This is a genomic window from Peribacillus kribbensis DSM 17871 (assembly GCF_000430765.1).
Classification (GTDB): Bacteria; Bacillota; Bacilli; order Bacillales; family DSM-1321; genus Paraperibacillus; species Paraperibacillus kribbensis.
On the sequence record NZ_AUMQ01000038.1, the window covers coordinates 1 to 18,246 of the forward strand.

Below are 18,246 nucleotides of genomic sequence, written 5' to 3' on the forward strand. Positions count from 1 at the left end.
AATCCTTTCATGCGACCATCAAAAAGGAATTAATCTATCGCAGAAGATATACCACTCGAAAAGAAGCCGTCCAGTCCATCACGAACTATATAACAAGCAGGTATAACGAAAAAAGGAAACATTCGACCTTGGGCTATTGTTCTCCCAATAATTTTGAGAGAAAGCATCTTCTGAAAGCAGAGAAACAGAGCTCCTTAAGTAACCATTTAGCTTAAAAAGTGGTGAGTCCCGGTGTAGGACTTGTCACTTTTCAAGCTTTACCAAACGAAGTGCGGTAGTAGTTTCGCTAAATAAGCAGCTCAAAAAACAGTGTCCACTTTCTTGACAGAAGTCCAATCTTCCCCTTATTTCCCCTGAAAAGTGCTCCATTCTGAATTTAGAGGGAATTTCTCCCCTTATTTTCCTTATAAAAAAACCCGCCTCTTGGACTTACCCCTGTCAAGTAGACAGCTCTAAAAAGACTATGCAGCCATCGTGATTCGATATTCAATTGGAGCACGATGGTTTAGTCGTTTTTGGAACCTTTTATAGTTGTATTCATATATAAATGTCTCTATCGCTTGTTTTAATTCTTCCTCTGTTTTACAATCTGTTTGATACAACATTTCTGTTTTGAAGTGGGAAAAGAACGATTCAATGCAGGCATTATCCAGGCAGTTTCCTTTGCGAGAGTGGCTGCCCTTAATGCCGTATTTGCTCAATCGTTTGTTGTATTTCTTAGACGTGTACTGGAATCCCTGATCCGAATGGAGGATGGTTCCGTGCACGTTTCTTTTTATATTTAATTCCTCCAAAGTATCCAAAACTAGTTTCATGTTATTTCTGTCTGATAGCCTCCATGAAACGATTTCATTATTATAAAGGTCCTGTATAACAGACAGGTAATAAAAACGATTTTGAAAGGGAATGTAGGTTATATCCGTTACCAGGACTTCATTTTCTTTTCTCTCTTTGAATTCCCTGTTGACTAAATTAGGGTACACTTTGGATCCCTTTTTACCAAAGTATCTCCATTTCTTTCTAATGACCGGCTGGATTTCCATCCCTTTCATTAATCGATATACCTTCTTATGATTCACTTTACATCCCTCTTCCTTAAGGGCCACTACCATTCTTGGATAGCCATACTCCTTGTGTTTGAGATGGATGGAGAGCATCAAATCCATTAAATCCTGATCCATTTCCTTTTTTCTTTCACGAGACTCCTTTGTCTTCATCCATTTGTAATAGCCAGATGGATGTACCTCCGCTATTTCAACAAGCCAGGTAATAGGATATGACCCTTTCATCTCATGAATGATTTCGAATCTCACTGCTTTTCTGAGTTCACCTGCCCGTGAAGATTTGGATATTGCTTTTTTAAGTATTCGACCTGCGCCTTATAATAATCCCGTTCTTCCTCTACACTTTGAAACTTGGTTTTTAGACGTCCAGTAGCCAATTTTCCCCTTTGATCACTAAGTTTCTTACCTTCCTCAATTTTATTCACCCAATTTTTTAGCTGAGTAGGACTACGCAGCCCCAAATGAGCAGACAGAGAATCGTAACTGCCTTCACCATTCATGTACATGTCAACAGCTTTCAACTTAAATTCCTCTGTATACTTTTGAAAAGTTTGTCCCTTTTTAGCCATAGAAAAATCCCCTCCAAATAGAGTGTAACACCCAAGGTAAAATCTTGGGCTTTTTTACACTATCTACTTAAAGGGGATAATATCACTCTTGGCGGGTTTTTACTTGAGTCGGAACATGCGGCTTTCCCCTCATTCCCTCGCATCCACTAACTCAAAGCGCTCGCAGACAAGAAGCATATCTTCTTTAAATTCCAATCCAAGGGGCTTGAGCTCTTTCGTGAAAAATTCCTCGTGGACTCTTTTCCAGTAAGCATAGGTGCGGTCCCCTTCTCCTTCGGCAACTGCGAAGTCCTCGGGCACTTCGTTCATCGGAAGGATGGTCACCTCCGTCGTACGGATGATGGCGGAAGGAACCTCTTCGCTGCTCAGGACGATGCTGTAATCCCCGATTGCCGGCAGCGGTTCGTTTTCTCTTTTATAAAATAGATAGCCCGAGCAGGTGGCGGTTTTAATGCCCTTCACGACCAGTTCCAGCAGCTGGTCCGGCTCGCCGCCGAAGCTCCATGCGGTGACTTTTTCCGGCTGCGGCTTCCCCTGCTCCTGCCAGTAGGTGTTCCAATATTGCTGTGATGCTTCGTTCATCATAAAGACTCCTTTTTCAATTAGATATCAGCTTTTTCGATGTTTCTAAAAGACAGCCAGGCTGCTGCAAAGCCCACGATAGCAAGAACAGTCGGAATTGCCATGAAGGAAAACGCGGTCTGTTCTCCCATGGTTGAAGATGTTAACGATACTAAAATAACAGCGGTTACGATGGTGGCAGGCACCGATTTTTTTCTCATGCCGAAGTACAGGGGAATAAGGCTTATTCCTGCGGAGACTGCAGCGATCACCAGAGCATCCCTTGCACTCGTCGCAATCACCTCTGCAGTCAGCTGTCCAGGAACCAGGTGCAGAAGACTATTTGCTAGATAGTAGAATCCATCCACAAAGATGGTGGAGAGAAAAATGGAGCTGAAAGCAAAACCAGCCACGATGATCAGCTTTGATAGGATGATTTTTTTCCGCTGAATCGGATACATAAACATTAAGGCAATGGAGCCGCTCCTGTATTCGTCGATAATCAATTTAGAGATGATTACTGCGGTGAAAATGGTAAAGATGGCACGGACCAGCACGCTTACAGCGGCAAATGCGGTCTGATAATCTGCGAATTTTTCTTCTGTGAAATTCATGGAAATCAAGAGGACAAATGCCACCATATTGGCAATCATGACATTCTTCCAATATTTTTGTAGCTGAAACTTTTTGATTTCAAGCATTATGAGTTTACGCACTGATTTCGCCTCCATTGATCAAATTCAGGAAATAGTCCTCAAGCGATGAGTTTTTCCGGTGCATGCCGTTTATGACGACCGAGTGCAGGATCAGCTCTTTTGAAAGCTCCCCAAGCTCGACGCCAGCATCGTAAATCCTTAATTTTTCATCATCCATGACTTTGAAATTCTTTAAACGCAGGACTTCCTCTACCACATAAATCGCCTTATGCAGATCATTGACCACAACCTCGATATACTCGGTATTCTGCTCCTTGATTTCATGCATGGACACCTCGCGGATGAGCCTCCCTCCGCTGATCACGCCGATGGTATCTGCGATCTGCTCCATTTCCCTCAGGATGTGAGAGGAAATCAGCAGCGTAATTCCATATTCCCGGCTCAGCATGTGAAACAGATCCCGCAGCTCCTTGATCCCGACCGGATCCATTCCGTTGATGGGTTCATCGAGGATCAGCAGCGAAGGCTTCGTAATGATGGCCCGCGCAATGCCGAGGCGCTGCTTCATGCCGAGGGAAAAATCCTTGACCGATTTATGTTCAATATCCTTTAGCTTCACAAGGTCCAGAGCGGAGTTGATGGCCTTAGAATCATAGTAGCCCATATATTCGCAGTGCAGCTCCAGATTTTCCCTTGCCGTCAGCTTGTCGTAAAAGGCCGGGTATTCAATGATGCTGCCCATTCTTTTAAGAACTTCGTAGGATACATTCTGCAGCTTTTCTCCGAACAGTTCAATTTCTCCGCTGGTGGGCTTCACCAGATTGGTCAGCATTTTCATAAGCGTCGTCTTGCCGGCGCCATTAGGTCCCAGAAAGCCGTAAATCTCTCCTTTTCGTACTTTCATGTTGACGCGTGAGACAACTTCCCGGCCTTTGTAGGTTTTGGTCAATTCATTCGTTTTAATGATATAGTCCATTTCCTTACTTCCCTTCGTCTTATTTGATTTTATTTTAATCCTTGAAATTTTCTTTTTTATTAATCAAATCTTACAAAATTCTTAAGTAAGGAAAATGGATTCAATAGGTGGCTTTTTTCAGCTTTATTGTGAAGGTGGTTTTTTCATACGGTTTGCTTTCTAGGGAGATGCCTCCCCCCATGGCTTCCGCCAGACGCTTTGAAATCGTAAGGCCGAGCCCGCTTCCCTGGTACAGCTTATTTCTCGAGTCCTCAAGCGTGTACATCCGCTCAAACACCAGATCCTGATGAAGGACACTGATGCCTTTCCCTCTGTCCCAAACATCCATGAAGATCCACTGGTCATCCTCCCTGACCTGAATCCCAACCGTTTTTCCTGCACTTCCATAGGAAATGGCATTGCTCAAAAGATTGCCAAGCACCCGCCCAAGCTCATCCTCATTTCCGAGCGCGTAGACATCCTGAGGAGGAAGCTCGATCGCCACTTCAAAATCCTTGCTGGTGAGAAGTTCATAATAGTCCAGCAGGCTCTTACGGCATACTTCATTGATATTGATCCGGGTGATCGCGATATCCTTATCCTGCGCCTCAAGCTTGGCCAGGTAAAAAAACTTCTGAATCAGCCCTAAAACCTCCTGGGTCTTGGTATGCACCTTTTGGAGAAGTACCCGGGATTCCTTAGGGTCCGGTTCCGACTGCAGCATTTCGGCATAGCCAAGGACAACGGTCAGCGGCGTTTTGAGGTCGTGGGATATATTCGAGAGCATCTTCCTCATGGACAGCTCGGTTTTATTGTAGTGGGCCTGAGCTTTTTGATTCCGCTCCAGCAGCCGGTTCACTTCTGTCAGAATGGATTTCACCGCTTCATCATCCGTGTGGAAAAGCAGCTTCTCATCCGTATCCGAATCGATGATTTTCTTCAGCTTTTGCTGGATGTAGGACAAACTTTCTTTGTAATGCCGGTTCCTTCTATATTGAATGAATATAAAAGCGAGAAGCAGGACCAGTACTCCCGCTAGAATGATCGTCATCTAAAGGTCCCCCAGTTTATAGCCGATGCCCCACAGCGTTTTAATATAGCGGGGCTGGGAAGGCTGTTCCTCAATTTTTTCACGGAGCCGCCTCATATGCACATTGATGACATTCTCATCTCCATAATATTCATCCTCCCACACGATGCTGTAGATCTGTGCCTTCGTATAGACCCGGTTCGGATGAGACAGAAATAGCCTGAGAATTTGGAACTCTTTTGATGTCAGCTTAATGTCCTTCCCCTGCTTTTCCAGCGAAAAATTGTCCAGATCGAGGATTAAATCCCCGACAGCAAGGGTCCTTCTTTCTTCCTGGGAGGGCTTTTGCTGCGAGTAGCTCGTCGCCCTCCTGATCGCCGCCTTCACCCGGGCAACCAGCTCAATCATCGAAAAAGGCTTCGCAATATAATCATCTGCCCCAAAACCGAGACCAAGAGCCTTATCCAGATCTCCATCCTTTGCCGACATAATTAAAATCGGCACGGAGCTCTTCTCCCGGACTCTCTTCAAAAACTCCATTCCATTCAGCTTCGGCAGCATCAAATCCAGGAGAATCAAATCAAACGCTCCCTCCCAGAAAGTCCGCAAGGCCTCCTCCCCATCAAAAACCGCCTTTACATCAAACCCCTCTTTTACAAACTGAGTCGAAACCATTTCACTGATGGCTGTGTCATCCTCCACTAGCAGAATTTTATTTGGCATGAGGTGTCCTCCTTTCGTTTTCTTAATAGATTATGTATGTTTGATTTACTGCTTGCTGAGCCAGCTGATGAGCCTGTGTTTGGGGCTTATCCGGGGGTTTCGAGCATGATTCTATGAAACTCGAGCATCCTCCCGAGATATCGAGCGTGATCCCGGGAAAATCGCGCATGTTCCTCCCATTATCGCACATGTTTCTATGAAAATAGCGCATGCTTTTTTAAACAAAATGCCGTGCTGGCCGGCACCTGCACTTTTTCTTAATTTAGGCTTCATTCCCTGGTTCGAGCATGATTCTTTCGAAACCGAGCATCATCCAGGCACTATCGAGCATGGTTACGAAAAAATCGCGCATGTTCCTCCCATTATCGCGCACGTTTCTATGAAATCAGCGCATGCAGACGCTGGACCGGACGAAGAGGGCGCTGGTCTATGTCTTGATTCTCCTGAGAAGGATAGTCCGCCGCTTTCCAACACCCCAGCATTCCAACCAATATCCGCATTCATCCCACTCAAAATAAAAGAGCATGCCACGATGCTCCTTCTTTCCATTCTATATATGAGAGATCTGCTCCCGCTTTGTAAGCATTTCTTCAATGAATGCGATGTGGTCGGTAAATAGGGGCTGGGGCAGTTGGTCCAGTTTGAAGAAGGCGGTGGCGGCGGTTTCTGGGCTGGGGCTGGCCAGGTTTCCTTCGTACTTTTCGCAGGTGAAGATGACTTGAACCAGTGATGCCTGGTCGCCATTTGCGAAGGTTTTGTCGTATTGGGGGCCTGAATAGATGCCGAAGAGCTCGAGCTCCCCAAGTTTCAGGCCGGTTTCTTCGTAGACCTCGCGGTATGCGGTTTCTTCGAGGGTTTCACCGATTTCCATAAAACCGCCAGGGAGTCCCCATTGCTGATTGTCGGATCTCTGCTGAAGCAGGAGGGCATTTTCTTCATTGAACACGAAGGCTCCGGCACATACCATAATGACTTTTTCGCAGCCCACCATCGATCGCAGCTTGTTTATATAATCCATACGCTCTCCTTTTTATTACATGATTTCAAGCAGCAGTAAAATAACCACACTCTGGGCAAGCGTGATGATCACATCTTTTTTCCAGTAGGTTTTTCCGAAGGGGCTCCATGTTCCTGCCAGAAAGCTGAACAATCTAACGACGAGAAATAAGACGGCCCAAATGGCCAGGAAGCTTATTACGGTAAACACCCTTTTCCCTCCCATCAGCTATCCATGATTTCTTCTAAAAATTCAAGGGCCTGCGTTAAATCCTCGGCAATATAATCCGGCTGAGCTGCGCCGGAGGATTCCTCATTGACATATCTTTTGTACGCTTCATTCCCGGCCCCTGTCAGCACCAGGATCTTCAGGCAGCCCGCCTGTCCCGCAGCCTCCATGTCTTTCCAGCGGTCGCCGATCACCACACAATTTCCAAGATTTAACCTGTGCTTTTGGGCTGCTTCTTTCAGCATCCCGACCTGGGGCTTGCGGCAGGCACAGCCATCCTCCGGATCATGAGGGCAGATATACACGTCATCAAAACCAAATTTGAGCAGCTCTTTTTCAAAGTCGCGGCTGGACGCCTCGCCTCTAGAAATTCCCGGCTGATTGGTAAACGATAAAAGCAGCAGCCCTCTCTGCTTTAGTTCTTGCATCACATAAGAGGTGAACGGAAAAAGCCTGAACTTTCCCGGATAGATGACACCATCTCCGCCGCCGATGGTTCCATCTCTGTCTATAAAAACAGCCTGAATATCCTTCATTTTGTTCGTGCCACAAAGAGGCCGGAGGATTTGGTAATCTTCAATATCCCTCCGCCAAGTGTTCGTTTGGTTTCAAGAAATCCCTTGAAAGAAGCCAGTTTTTCACCAGTTAAATAGTCGTTTAGAATTCCGGCGGATAAGATATAGCGGATCACGGCATCGGTATCGGGTACGGCCATCCCATCTTCATATAAGAGCAGGTCCACTTCCGGAAAAAATCCCTCGAGCTGCTCCCGCCCGTTTTCCAGGCCATACTGTACGGCATGCTCATAGGTGGAAGGAAACCTCAGCTCAGAATCAAATTCAGCAACCCACTCATTAAGTTCTGCCATATGTGTTACTCCATTTGTCGATGAATACAATACTCCTCCAGGCCTCAGTACTCTTTTTATTTCCTGTAGTGCCTTTTTTCGGTCAGGAACATGATAAAGCATATGGTTTGCCATGACCACATCAAAGGAGTGGTCTGCAAAAGGGATGTCTGCGGCATTCAGCTGCTGAAAATCTATGTTCGCTGCTTCACCTATATTCTTCTTGGCATCTGCCAGCATCCCGGTGGAAAAATCCGAAAGGGTGATATCCCAGCTTTCAGGAATTCGGTCTTTGTTTTTCGCCCAGACGGCGCCGTTTCCGCAGCCCAGCTCTAATATTCGGGCATGAGACGGAATGTGATAGGATTCAAAAAGCCAGACATGCCAGTCTTTTGGATTCAGACTGTATGTTTGATGAAATTGGATCCGGTCATCCAAATTTCCTGAATTTTTATATTGTAGGGTCGTTTGCTCTGCGTTCATTTTATGTCTCCTTAAAAATATTCACTCATACTCATTCGGCATGGCAGACAAAAACCCTTTTTATTTTCTTACTTGATTTCTGCAGCCTTGATATTTTTAAAGAAAGCCAGATATTTTCTCAATCATCCCATGGAATCGTAAAGCTGAACGGGTACAGGATTCAGTTAATCAATCGTTTAATTAATCCAGAAACGCTGTTTTGATGCTGGTTCTCGCATTATTCAAACATTTGATTAAAGACTCTGATTTGCTCATAATCGTCGCTGTTTCGCGGCAAGCTCCACATTATAAATTCCCTCTAATTCTCTAAAACCAAGCCAGCATTCTTTTCCGGCTCCACCTCTCTTATATAATAGTCTTCAGCCTTCCAATACCGTGTCTCAAATTTCTGCATATCACCCTGGGCATCAGTGCTCTCCCGGGCAAACCTTGTGTCTCTATCACTCTTTAAAAATACGATAAAGTCAAAGAAGCTCTTCCATTCCTCGCGCTGCAGGAAAACGCCTTCAATGAGGATCACGCCTTGATCCGGAAGCTGGATCGTTTGTTCAACTAAGGAGTCGTTTTCTCCATCATATTTAAAAAGAGAAAGCTTATCCTCTTTTTTCAGCTTTTCGAATAAATCATTCCGCAGGCCCTCCACATCCCACTGCAGGCCATAATACTCGAACCATGGCTCCCGGCTGGTGTTATAGCGCTTTTCCCGTTGTTGTATGTAATCGTCGATATGAAGAAGGACAACAGGAACATCCTGCAGCTCCCATACCAGCCTGCAGGCCAGGGTGCTTTTCCCTGAACGGCTGAGGCCGTCGATGCCGATAATGGTTCTTCCCGATTTGTGTAATCTATGAATGCTCTCGATTAGCTCCTTTATTTGAATCACCCCTTGACGTCCAAAATGACCTTGCCTGTACTTTTCCGGCTTTCAACCCATCGATGAGCCTCGGCTGCCTCTTCTAGAGCAAAATGACGGCCAATTTTCATTTGCAGCCTGCCTTCCGCTAAAAGAGCCAGAACCTTTGCGGCTGTTTCCTGGAGGATTTCCGGCCGCTGCTTTCTGGTCGTGCCAAGGCTGAATCCTAGGACAGAACGGCAGCTCGAATGGAGGTCCTTGGTCAAGATGGTTCCCGGCGCTCCGCCGGAATTACCGAAATGAATGAGACGCCCATATGGAGCCAGGCAGTCCAGGCTCTCCTCGGTCACCCGTCCTGCGATGGAATCGAGGATAATATCGACGCCTTTTCCATCGGTCCACTCCATTACTTTTTCGGCAAAAGGTTCATTTTCATAGCAAATCACCTGATCCGCCCCAGCCTCCCTGGCGATTTCCGCCTTGCCAGCATTCCCGACTGTCCCGATTACCCTTCCCGCTCCCAAAATGTTTGCAAGCTGGATCGCTGTAGTCCCCACGCCCCCTGCAGCTGCATGAACCAAAACCGTTTCGCCTTTCTGGATCCGGGCAAGATCCTGCAGCAGCTTATAAGACAAAAACGATACCGTCGGACAGGCAGCGGCTTCTTCAAAAGAAAGTCCATCTGGAATGGCATAAGTAAGATTCTTATTAGCTGCTGCATACTCCGCATAGGACCCTGAGGCCGGAAAAGCGATGACCCTCTGGCCAATTTCAAAATGGCTGACATTGGCACCTCTCTCCACAATCAGCCCCGCCGTATCAAGCCCCGGAATATAGGGAAGCTTCCCTTTCCCCTTTTTTCCATACCGCGAGTTGATATCCGCATAATTCACGGAAGTCTTCTCCACCTGGATCAGTACCTGATCAGGACTGATCTCAGGCCGGTCAGCTTCAGCATATTTCAAGACCTCCGGACCGCCATATTCCGTAACTAAGACTGCTTTCATACTCTCTCCCCCTTTTTACTGTTACTTCCAGTATATTTCATCAACCATATTATGGGGTAATTGCAATATTTTATATGGGTGTATAAGCGAATCTTATTTCTTGCCGGGATATAACCTGGTCGACCTCCGAGATTCCTCCTCCTATTCCATAAAAAAACAGCCCTCAGCGAGAGGACTGCTTTACTATGATTACTGCAGAGGCGCTGCGGGTACCTGCAGAATCCATTGCGGCTGCGTATAGTTTTGTGCCGGCTTTTTGCGGTGATATGGACCTTTTGAATTTGCCGTTTTTATCGGCAGTTGTTTTATAGGTTTTGCCATTGATTTTGATTTCAATAGCAGAATGTGCGGCCGCCTGTCCGCTGACGGTGCTGGATGTGCTCCACACCTGATTCAGCCTTGGCTGTGCAGGAATAGCTTTTGCTGCAGGTGTTTTATACACACTGCTTTGATTGCCTGCTGCATCTTTGGCGTAATAATAAATGATCGTTCCCGCCTTTTGGCGGGGAATGGAGATGGTAAAGCTGCCAGCCGCATTTGCTTTGGCCGTATACGTTTTTGTGCCGATTTTTACAGCGGCTGATGCGTATCCTTCTGTGCTTCCTGTAATAAAGGAGGCTGTATTGTATATTTTGTTAATTTTAATCGGCGGCGGCGTTTGATCTTTTACAATGACCTTTGTTACTGCGCTCGTATTCAAGGCCTTGTCACTCGCTGAAATTTCGAAGATGGTGCCGGCCTTTTGCTTCGGGATGGCAATCGTGAAGCTGCCTGTATTCGTTGATACTGCTTGATAAACGGTAGTGCCCGCTTTTGCCTGAACCGTCGACCCTGGTTCGCTCTTGCCTGTAAGACGGCTGTCTCTGTTAGAAATTAAGTTCACTACAGGCGGTGCAGGAGGTGTTTTGTCTTTTACAATAACTTTTGTTACTGCGCTTGTGTTCAAGGCTTTATCACTCGCTGTAACTTCAAGAACTGTACCTGCCTTTTGCCTTGGAATAACCATCGTAAAGCTGCCAGTGTCCGTTGATACTGATTTATAAATGGAAGTGCCCGCTTTTACCTGAATCGCAGCACCCGGTTCGCTTTTTCCTGTAAGAGTACTGTCCTTATCGGAGAATACATTCACGATCGGCGCGGCAGGGGGCGTTTGATCCTTTACCTTGACAGTGACCGTCTTGCTTTCATTGCCGGCTGCATCAGCTGCTGTGACCTGGACGGTTGTTCCAGCGGCCAGTTTTGGTACTCCTATTGAAAAATTCCCATTCGCATCAGCGCTTGCTTTCCATGTACCGCCGGATGTCTGGATGGTTACTGTCGCTCCTGGCTCTGCCCTGCCGGTGATGATGGTTGTCTGATCCGAAATCTCATTAAGGACAGGAGACGAAATTTCTTTTATGAAAATGGCTTTTTCAGCATCGACAAGGCCGTTTCCATAAAACCAGTCCTTGCCCGGGGCCCCCAGGTCATCAGCCGTTGAAAAGAGCCGGTTTGCCACCTCATCATTCGTGAGACTGGGATCTCTTGCCCAGACGAGGGCCGCAGCACCTGCTACAACCGGTGAAGCCATTGAGGTGCCGCTCATGTAGCCATATTCATTTCCAGGCAGTGTGGAAGCAATGGATGTGCCGGGTGCCGCTATATCCACATTCTTTCCATAATTGGAGAACGTGGAGGGATTGTTGTATCTGTCTGTAGAGCTTACCGAAATGACATTGTCATAGGATGCCGGGTAGCTGCTGCTGCTTGATGTATCATTGCCGGCGGCTGCTACGATAAGGACACCGTGTTGATAGGCATATTGAATCGCCTGGTTAAACGCATCAGAATACTGATAGCTTCCCAGACTCATATTGATGATTTTTGCGCCTTGGGCAACCGCATAATAAATGCCTTCGATAACATCAGAGGTATAGGCGCCATCTCCTGTAAAAACATTGATGGCGAGAATTTTAGCATCGGGGGCAATCCCGTCCAACCCTTTTTTATTATCCATGGAGGCCGCAATGATTCCGGCCACGTGAGTCCCATGATCGCTCACCGGAACATCTCTGTCATTGGTGACCGCATTATAAGAGGCAACGATATTTCCTGCCAGATCCTCCTGGTATATATCAAAGCCCGCATCCAGCACAGCGACCTTAATACCGGCACCCTTTGTCCTGTCCCAGGCCTGCTGGGCATGAATTGCCGGAAGGTGCCATTGATACGCATAAAAAGGGTCATTTGGAACGTAATTCGCTTTTATCATATAATCCGGCTCTGCGGAAACGATATCCTTCCTGGCTTCAAGGCTGTCAGCCACCTGCTCGGCATCCCTGCCTTTTGGTACATGGATGGAAATGGTCTGCTTGCTGCCTACCTGCTTGTCCTCGACAGCCAAGCCCTTTGTATCGGCCGCGGTCGGTGTATCCTTAAAACGGACTATTACTCTGTCCGTCATCTGTTCTTCCCCGGAGGCATGATACTCCCCCAGGCTTGTCCCATTTGCATGGGCTCTTATAGTAAAAGAAAGTGTACATGCTGATAAACAGATTACTAGAATAAATGGAATCTGCCATTTTACTTTCATTTTTAATCCTCCCTATTAAAACGTCCATAATCCTGGGTGACTGAAAAAGGGCAGAATGATTGTTTTAGGTTTGACACCTCTGTTTCTATTATTTTTGTATATTATCGGCGTAAAACCGCCATTGTTTATATGCAAGCTGCAAGTGAAAGGGCCGCCCTTAAAGGACAGCCCTGTTTTACTATTATTCTATACCACCACATGCTTAGGCGTTCTCTGCTTTAACGCCAACAAAAGATTCTCTGCCGCCAGTTCTGCCATGCGGGTGCGTGTCTGGATGCTGGCACTGCCAATATGGGGGATGGCAGTGACGTTGGGCAGGGTGAGCAGTGGATGATCTAAAGCGACGGGTTCCTCTTCAAATACATCAAGGCCTGCACTCCATATTTCTCCTTCCTTTAAAGCATGGTATAAGTCGTGTTCATTGACGATTCCGCCGCGCGCCGTATTGATGAGAACAGCGGTCTTCTTCATCAAGGAAAGTTCACGCTCTCCGATGAGGTTTTTGGTTTCAGGTGTGTACGGAGTCAGGATACAAATGAAATCAGATTTTTCCAGCAGGCTGTCAAGCTCTTCGAATCGGATGTCCAGCTCCTGTTCGATCGTTTCCTTTCGGCTCCGATTGTGATAAAGGATCTTCATATCAAAGCCTTTCGCCCTCTTTGCCAGTGATGCCCCGATTCTTCCCATGCCGATAATCCCAAGGGTCGCGCCATAGATGTCCTGCCCGGTCAGCTGCATGGGGGACCAGGTCTGCCATTTTCCGTTCCGCAGGTAATCCGAGGATTCCACGATTCTTCTCGCTGCTGCCATCATAAGGGCAAAGGTCAGGTCGGCGGTTGTCTCTGTTAAAACCCCGGGTGTATTGGTTACCGTGATTCCTTTTTCTTTGGCTGCTTCTATATCGATATTGTTATATCCGACGGCCATATTGCTAACAACCTTCAGCTTTTCTGCCTTCTCCAGCAGGGCCCTGTCTATCGATTCGGTCAAAAGGCAGAACAGGCCGTCCGCATTCACGATTTCTTTTTCGAGCACTTCACGGGGCACCGGGATATCGGACTCATTCCACATTCTGATTTCACATTCTGCTTCAATACTCGATAACACTGCATCTGGAAGTCTTCTTGTTATATATACTCTTGGTCTCATCCAAGCCGCTCCCTTCCAATGGATAAGAACAGGCATGCCCTGCCTGCTCCGGGTCCTTTTTAAATTCTACATGAGACAGCACTTCTCCTCCATAGGGATGGCGGGCTCCTTAATTCTGGCCAGTTTTCAGTATTCCGGAATGGAGTCTAGTTGGCCCTGGTTCATAATGGGGCCCCCGGATACCCAGGCTCCCGGGCTGAGCGGTCTTTAGCTATTTGATCTCGGCTGATCGAGGTGCACCACTGTCCGCTTTAAATTATGTCTATATGATCTTTTTTCGGTGATATAAAAAAAAGGCTCTCTCAAAAGGATGTTCAATCCCTTCAAGAGAAGCCTCTCTAAAATTAAACTTATTGATAAAACTTAACCAGCCCGTTAAAAATGCCCTGTGCAGCTTTTTTCTGGTACGCTGTGGTGTTGAGCAGTTTTTCTTCGGACGGGTTGGAGATGAAGCCGACTTCCACAAGGACCGCCGCCATATGGTTGTATTTTACGACATAGAAATTCTCTGTCTGGGCTTTGCGGTCTTTCATTCCGGTTGCTTTGACGAGCTCGGACTGGATGTCCCTTGCAAGCTCTGATTCGTTCACATAGCCTGTGTGGTAGTAGGTCTCTACCCCTGATGCTGCAGATGAACCGGAATTGGTGTGGATGCTGATGAAGGCATCCGGTTTATACTTGTTGCTGATCGCTGTTCGCTCGCTCAGCTCCGGCTTCCTCTGAGTATCGGTGGTTCTTGTCATGATAACCTTCGCTCCTGCTGCTGTAAGCAGTGCCTTCAGCTCGTTTGCTGTCTTTAGGTTGATGGTTTTTTCGTAAGAATTTTTCCCTACAGCTCCTACATCGACGCCTCCATGCCCTGGATCTACTACGAATACTCTTCCTGACAAAGCTTTTTTAGCAGCAGATGAAGCGGCTGCCGGATTTGAAGCTGCAGAAGGAGCAGCTGTCGTTAGATAAGAGAGAGAAACCCAGCCTGTTTTTCCAGCGAATGTTTGAATTCTTGCCCATGTACCCTTCTTCTCGTAGACCATTACTGCTTCATTATGCTTGACCGTGGTGGTGACGGAAGCTGTGAGCGATGCTGAGGTGCGGACATTCAGCGCAGACGCTTTGACATAATATTTCGTTCCTGCCGGGGCCGGCTTAGATACAGCTTCCGGCTTGGCAGGGGCTTTTGTGGTTAAATAACTCAGAGATGCCCAGCCTGTTTTTCCTGAGGCTGTCTTGAGTCTTGCCCATGTGCCTTTTTTCTCGTAAACAGTCACTGCTTCGTTTTTCTTTATAGTTGTGACGACAGAAGCTTTGGTGGTTCCAGAGCTTCGCACACTCAGGGAAGTGGCTGTTACATAATATTTTGTGCCAGATGCCGCTGCTGCAGTCGCTGGCTTGAATGCGGCTGCAGGCTTGGCAGGGGCTTTTGTCGTTAAATATGATAAAGATACCCAGCCTGTTTTTCCTGAGGCCGTCTTGATTTTTGCCCATGTGCCCTTTTTCTCAGTAACCGTTACTGCTTCATCTTTCTTCACGGTTGTGACGACGGAAGCTTTAGAGGTTCCCGAGCTGTGCACATTCAGGGACGTGGCTGTTACATAATATGTGGTGCCTGTCGCATTTGCTGCTGGTGCCGTATAAGCTTTAAGGTATTGGGAGGACACCCAGCCGGTTGATTTTCCGTTGGGAACCTTTGTCCAAGTGCCTTGCTGGCCGAGGATGGTCACAATTTGATTGTTCTTTAAACTGCCCACAACTTTATAGTTTGAACCTGGATTCTGCCTAATATTAAGAGAGCTTGCATTGACCTTCATCTGTGTGGCTGCTGATGCACTGCCAATATTATAAAAAGCGAATGAACTCAATAAGGATAGTGATACTGTCAGCTTTGCTATATTCTTCAAAAGTTTGCTGCCACCTTTCTTTTCGTTTTTCCAATGACAAAGTTTCATAGTTATTCAGGAGATGTGTGCCCTGGTTATAACGGCAGCAACAGTTTAATCATCGGGTAATTAGGGTAAATGTTTAGGTTAATTTTAGAGATAAGATAAATTGTAATAAAATTGAAATAATCCTGTGATATTTTGTAAATTTTTGAGAAAAGACCTTGTTCATCAATCTGAAATATTTAACGCGTATAATAGAATCAAAAATAGGAGATTCTCTATGATTGTCCATATTATTCCTGAAAACTTTAGCTGAAGCCGCAGCCTGTAGTGTGGGAAGCTTTTGTGCGGGATGCGGCCGAAAGCCTTTATGTCCGGATGCAGGAAAAGGAGATTTCCCTTGAGCTATCCTTCAAGGGAGACCAGGAAGCTGCAGAGATTGACACTGAGAGAATGAACCAGATTTTATTCAACCTCCTCGACAATGCGATCCGCCATAGAGAAGGGCCGTATCAGCCTGTATTCCAGACTCTCTCACCAGCAATTGTTGGTGGAAATCCGCAATACAGGGGGCGGCATTGCCCCGGATGTCCTGCCCCATATATGGGAGAGATTTTATACTGAGGAATCCTCCCGTTCTTCCCACAGGGAGAGAAGCGGGCTCAGCCTTGCCATCACCAGGCAGCTGGTAGGGTTAATGGGCGGAAGCATCGAGGCTGCATCCACATCGGAAGAGGCCATTTTCACCTTTCAGATCCCTGTTAAAACAGACAAGCTGCCCCATCCTTGAGGGCAGCTTGTTTTTATATTATTTTCGATCAGCCTTTAGCTGCTTTTTCAGTTCTTTTACAGAGATGCCCTTAGCCTTTCCTGCTCTTTCAGCTCCTGGCGCCGCTTCTTTAATTCGTCGACTGTGATGCCTTTCTTTTCAGCCGCCTGTTTGAGAAGCTCTTCACGTTTTTCTTTATGTTCGGCCTTCAGCTTTGCTTTCCATTCCTTGACCGTAATTCCCTGTTTTTTCGCCTGTTCCTTAAGGGAAGCAATCTGTTTTTTTAATTCTTCAACGGTAATGCCCTTTTTTTCTGCTGTCTTTTTCAGCAATTGCTCACGCTTGGCCTTATGCTCTTTCTTAAGCTCGGCCTTCCATTTTCTTACCGTGATGCCCTTTTCAGCAGCCTGCTTTTTAAGCTCCTCACGCTTCTTCTTTAATTCCTCAAGACTGATGCCTTTCTTTTAAGCAATCGCCTTGAGTTTTGCTTCTCTGTCTGCTGTGCGCTCTGCCTTTAGCTTTCCCCTCAATTCCTTGACACTGACCCCCTGCTTGGCCGCCTCCTGCTTCAGCTGGTTTTTATCCAGCTTCTGATTATCAGCAGCATAAGCAGAGATTCCAAGTGACCCTAGAGCTACCATTGCTCCGAGACTTGTCCCTATGATCTTCTTTTTCATATTCAGCATATTTCTTCCCCTTTCTGTTCGTAAAGGATGGTATATGGATAGTATAGCCATGGTTTGTTTCAGGATTATTTCAGCGTGATTTTTTCTTTTGGAATTATAGAGAAGAAATTTTTTTCAGGACAGGTGTGACCTTGCGGAAAGCGAGGGAACCTTGTTCCAAACAGCAAAATCGGAGTACCTAATTCCAAGTCTCTATAAAAGGAAAAAACGCAGTTAAAGGAAGAAGACACATGATACTAGTTAAAATTCTACTTTTTATAAAGGTACTTAAGTAGAACGCAATGGATCCTGCTCTCGCAGGCAGCAAAAATAACGGAAAAATATCAAGTCGGCTATCCATTCTACCAGGGTTCCCATCAAGGCTCCCAGAACGAGAAAAAGCAAGATTCCGTACCAAACATTTACCTTCCACTTTTTTAATTGAACATACAATTAAATCCCGCTGATACAAATGATATACGGTAAACATGAGTATGATAGGTTCATAGTCATTTCACCGGATTGATCCTCATTCGGCCCGCTCGGCTCAAATGAATAACTAAAGCCAAGATACAAAATAACAGAAGATACAAGGGAAGCCAGCCCAGAGCCTCTTAAATACTTGATCATGCTATTACCACCTTTTTTTATTTATCTGTAACTTGAATAACACCAGATGGATCTCTGGCATAAATAACCCCGTGTTTAGACATACTGGTTGTATATATCAAGTACCGGGGTGGGCATATGAATCCTTTAAAAAGAATCTTTCAGAATCTGATCGACGACAAGGAATTTAATTATGAATTGAGCATGGAGCTGGATAATACGGAAACAGAGAATATGGGGATTGTGGATCATAATGATCCGGAGTTTTATTCTAAAGATTAAGGGACTGTCTGACTTTACATTTCAAAATGAAGCTTGAATGTTGAGGTAAAACTCAATCCCTTTTTTAATTAGGGTTATTCGGTAACCAAAATAAGGGGAGATTTTCCCGTTATATCAAAACTGGATCCCATTTCGAGAAAAATAAAGGGAGTTTTTACCGTTATGGTACTAAATTTACCTCATTTTCGGATTTTTTAGGTAAATAAAGGGAATTCCTCCCTTTATTTAGGCTGGTTTTAGGCCACTTGATGAATTAAGGGGAATTTCTCCCCTTATTTATTCGCTCGGGTGCATCCTAGATGAAGAAGCCAGTCGAACCTCAACAAAACAATTTGTTTATCTCCGCC

At 45.9% G+C, this 18,246-nt stretch carries 22 protein-coding genes; 3 read left to right on the forward strand and 19 right to left on the reverse strand.

The window, feature by feature from the left end:
* Positions 1 to 215 (forward strand): IS3 family transposase (locus tag H539_RS28100; RefSeq protein ID WP_035322168.1); only part of this gene is annotated, 215 nt, incomplete at its 5' end.
* Between the two features lie 246 nt (positions 216 to 461).
* Here the strand turns inward: H539_RS28100 and H539_RS0108100 are convergent.
* From H539_RS0108100 to H539_RS0108185, 16 genes are all read right to left on the reverse strand, one after another.
* Positions 462 to 1,313, reverse strand: coding sequence for an IS3 family transposase (locus tag H539_RS0108100; protein WP_035322170.1), 852 nt, complete (start codon positions 1,311 to 1,313; stop codon positions 462 to 464).
* Positions 1,310 to 1,633, reverse strand: coding sequence for a helix-turn-helix domain-containing protein (locus H539_RS0108105; RefSeq protein WP_026693102.1), 324 nt, complete (start codon positions 1,631 to 1,633; stop codon positions 1,310 to 1,312). The genes H539_RS0108100 and H539_RS0108105 overlap by 4 nt, the downstream gene beginning before the upstream one ends.
* 129 nt (positions 1,634 to 1,762) lie before the next feature.
* Positions 1,763 to 2,215 carry an ASCH domain-containing protein gene (locus tag H539_RS0108110; RefSeq protein ID WP_026693103.1) on the reverse strand — a complete coding sequence of 151 codons (453 nt, stop codon included), beginning with the start codon at positions 2,213 to 2,215 and terminating at the stop codon, positions 1,763 to 1,765.
* A gap of 20 nt (positions 2,216 to 2,235) precedes the next feature.
* The gene (locus H539_RS0108115; protein ID WP_026693104.1) at positions 2,236 to 2,910 is read right to left on the reverse strand and encodes an ABC transporter permease; all 675 of its coding nucleotides are present in this window, start codon (positions 2,908 to 2,910) and stop codon (positions 2,236 to 2,238) included.
* On the reverse strand, positions 2,903 to 3,826 hold the full coding sequence (locus tag H539_RS0108120; RefSeq protein ID WP_026693105.1) for an ABC transporter ATP-binding protein: 924 nt from the start codon (positions 3,824 to 3,826) through the stop codon (positions 2,903 to 2,905). The genes H539_RS0108115 and H539_RS0108120 overlap by 8 nt, the downstream gene beginning before the upstream one ends.
* A 100-nt stretch (positions 3,827 to 3,926) precedes the next feature.
* Entirely contained in the window at positions 3,927 to 4,856 is a 930-nt protein-coding gene (locus H539_RS0108125; RefSeq protein WP_026693106.1) for a sensor histidine kinase, read from the reverse strand.
* A complete protein-coding gene (locus H539_RS0108130) occupies positions 4,857 to 5,558 on the reverse strand; it encodes a response regulator transcription factor (protein WP_026693107.1) in 702 nt (233 codons plus the stop codon).
* Positions 5,559 to 6,108: 550 nt separating this feature from the next.
* A complete protein-coding gene (locus H539_RS0108140) occupies positions 6,109 to 6,576 on the reverse strand; it encodes an NUDIX hydrolase (protein ID WP_026693108.1) in 468 nt (155 codons plus the stop codon).
* Positions 6,577 to 6,591: 15 nt separating this feature from the next.
* Positions 6,592 to 6,765, reverse strand: a complete 174-nt coding sequence (locus tag H539_RS31390; protein ID WP_155889967.1) for a hypothetical protein — start codon at positions 6,763 to 6,765, stop codon at positions 6,592 to 6,594.
* 14 nt (positions 6,766 to 6,779) lie between these two features.
* Positions 6,780 to 7,319 carry an HAD-IIIA family hydrolase gene (locus H539_RS0108150; protein WP_026693109.1) on the reverse strand — a complete coding sequence of 180 codons (540 nt, stop codon included), beginning with the start codon at positions 7,317 to 7,319 and terminating at the stop codon, positions 6,780 to 6,782.
* Positions 7,316 to 8,113 (reverse strand): class I SAM-dependent methyltransferase, encoded by a 798-nt coding sequence (locus H539_RS28105; RefSeq protein ID WP_035322175.1) that lies wholly within the window; start codon positions 8,111 to 8,113, stop codon positions 7,316 to 7,318. Before H539_RS28105 ends, H539_RS0108150 begins: the two co-directional genes overlap by 4 nt.
* Positions 8,114 to 8,411: 298 nt before the next feature.
* Positions 8,412 to 8,996 carry a kinase gene (locus tag H539_RS0108160; RefSeq protein WP_342664003.1) on the reverse strand — a complete coding sequence of 195 codons (585 nt, stop codon included), beginning with the start codon at positions 8,994 to 8,996 and terminating at the stop codon, positions 8,412 to 8,414.
* Positions 8,993 to 9,973, reverse strand: a complete 981-nt coding sequence (locus H539_RS0108165) for a quinone oxidoreductase family protein (protein WP_026693111.1) — start codon at positions 9,971 to 9,973, stop codon at positions 8,993 to 8,995. Before H539_RS0108165 ends, H539_RS0108160 begins: the two co-directional genes overlap by 4 nt.
* Positions 9,974 to 10,136: 163 nt before the next feature.
* Complete coding sequence (locus H539_RS30075; RefSeq protein ID WP_051348503.1) at positions 10,137 to 12,545, reverse strand: Ig-like domain-containing protein; 2,409 nt, start codon at positions 12,543 to 12,545, stop codon at positions 10,137 to 10,139.
* A gap of 186 nt (positions 12,546 to 12,731) precedes the next feature.
* The gene (locus H539_RS0108175; RefSeq protein WP_026693112.1) at positions 12,732 to 13,694 is read right to left on the reverse strand and encodes a 2-hydroxyacid dehydrogenase; all 963 of its coding nucleotides are present in this window, start codon (positions 13,692 to 13,694) and stop codon (positions 12,732 to 12,734) included.
* Positions 13,695 to 14,044: 350 nt separating this feature from the next.
* Positions 14,045 to 15,592: an N-acetylmuramoyl-L-alanine amidase family protein gene (locus tag H539_RS0108185; RefSeq protein WP_026693113.1), complete on the reverse strand. Its 1,548-nt coding sequence runs from the start codon at positions 15,590 to 15,592 to the stop codon at positions 14,045 to 14,047.
* A 466-nt stretch (positions 15,593 to 16,058) separates the two neighbouring features.
* Here H539_RS0108185 and H539_RS0108195 point away from each other — a divergent pair, with 466 nt between their 5' ends.
* Positions 16,059 to 16,364, forward strand: a complete 306-nt coding sequence (locus H539_RS0108195) for a sensor histidine kinase (protein WP_026693114.1) — start codon at positions 16,059 to 16,061, stop codon at positions 16,362 to 16,364.
* Positions 16,365 to 16,420: 56 nt separating this feature from the next.
* Here H539_RS0108195 and H539_RS28120 read toward each other — a convergent pair whose 3' ends face one another.
* The 3 genes from H539_RS28120 to H539_RS31395 all read right to left on the reverse strand — a co-directional run bounded on the left by H539_RS28120 (position 16,421) and on the right by H539_RS31395 (position 17,638).
* Entirely contained in the window at positions 16,421 to 16,675 is a 255-nt protein-coding gene (locus H539_RS28120; RefSeq protein WP_051348504.1) for a hypothetical protein, read from the reverse strand.
* Between the two features lie 132 nt (positions 16,676 to 16,807).
* Positions 16,808 to 17,029: a hypothetical protein gene (locus H539_RS28125; RefSeq protein WP_035322180.1), complete on the reverse strand. Its 222-nt coding sequence runs from the start codon at positions 17,027 to 17,029 to the stop codon at positions 16,808 to 16,810.
* Between the two features lie 432 nt (positions 17,030 to 17,461).
* Entirely contained in the window at positions 17,462 to 17,638 is a 177-nt protein-coding gene (locus H539_RS31395; RefSeq protein ID WP_155889968.1) for a hypothetical protein, read from the reverse strand.
* Positions 17,639 to 17,755: 117 nt separating this feature from the next.
* On the opposite strand from H539_RS31395, the gene H539_RS31400 reads away from it, so the two are divergent.
* The gene (locus H539_RS31400) at positions 17,756 to 17,899 is read left to right on the forward strand and encodes a hypothetical protein (protein WP_155889969.1); all 144 of its coding nucleotides are present in this window, start codon (positions 17,756 to 17,758) and stop codon (positions 17,897 to 17,899) included.
* Positions 17,900 to 18,246: the final 347 nt, after the last annotated feature.

Bases quoted from the DNA above. Each gene is read 5' to 3' on its own strand.
- H539_RS28105 (WP_035322175.1), bottom strand. From the start codon at position 8,113: ATGAACGCAGAGCAAACGACCCTACAATATAAAAATTCAGGAAATTTG.
- H539_RS0108175 (WP_026693112.1), bottom strand. From the start codon at position 13,694: ATGAGACCAAGAGTATATATAACAAGAAGACTTCCAGATGCAGTGTTA.
- H539_RS0108120 (WP_026693105.1), bottom strand. From the start codon at position 3,826: ATGGACTATATCATTAAAACGAATGAATTGACCAAAACCTACAAAGGC.
- H539_RS31395 (WP_155889968.1), bottom strand. From the start codon at position 17,638: ATGATCAAGTATTTAAGAGGCTCTGGGCTGGCTTCCCTTGTATCTTCT.
- H539_RS0108150 (WP_026693109.1), bottom strand. From the start codon at position 7,319: ATGAAGGATATTCAGGCTGTTTTTATAGACAGAGATGGAACCATCGGC.
- H539_RS0108105 (WP_026693102.1), bottom strand. From the start codon at position 1,633: ATGGCTAAAAAGGGACAAACTTTTCAAAAGTATACAGAGGAATTTAAG.
- H539_RS0108195 (WP_026693114.1), top strand. From the start codon at position 16,059: ATGCGATCCGCCATAGAGAAGGGCCGTATCAGCCTGTATTCCAGACTC.
- H539_RS0108165 (WP_026693111.1), bottom strand. From the start codon at position 9,973: ATGAAAGCAGTCTTAGTTACGGAATATGGCGGTCCGGAGGTCTTGAAA.
- H539_RS31400 (WP_155889969.1), top strand. From the start codon at position 17,756: ATGAATCCTTTAAAAAGAATCTTTCAGAATCTGATCGACGACAAGGAA.
- H539_RS30075 (WP_051348503.1), bottom strand. From the start codon at position 12,545: ATGAAAGTAAAATGGCAGATTCCATTTATTCTAGTAATCTGTTTATCA.
- H539_RS28125 (WP_035322180.1), bottom strand. From the start codon at position 17,029: ATGCTGAATATGAAAAAGAAGATCATAGGGACAAGTCTCGGAGCAATG.
- H539_RS0108125 (WP_026693106.1), bottom strand. From the start codon at position 4,856: ATGACGATCATTCTAGCGGGAGTACTGGTCCTGCTTCTCGCTTTTATA.
- H539_RS0108130 (WP_026693107.1), bottom strand. From the start codon at position 5,558: ATGCCAAATAAAATTCTGCTAGTGGAGGATGACACAGCCATCAGTGAA.
- H539_RS0108110 (WP_026693103.1), bottom strand. From the start codon at position 2,215: ATGAACGAAGCATCACAGCAATATTGGAACACCTACTGGCAGGAGCAG.
- H539_RS0108140 (WP_026693108.1), bottom strand. From the start codon at position 6,576: ATGGATTATATAAACAAGCTGCGATCGATGGTGGGCTGCGAAAAAGTC.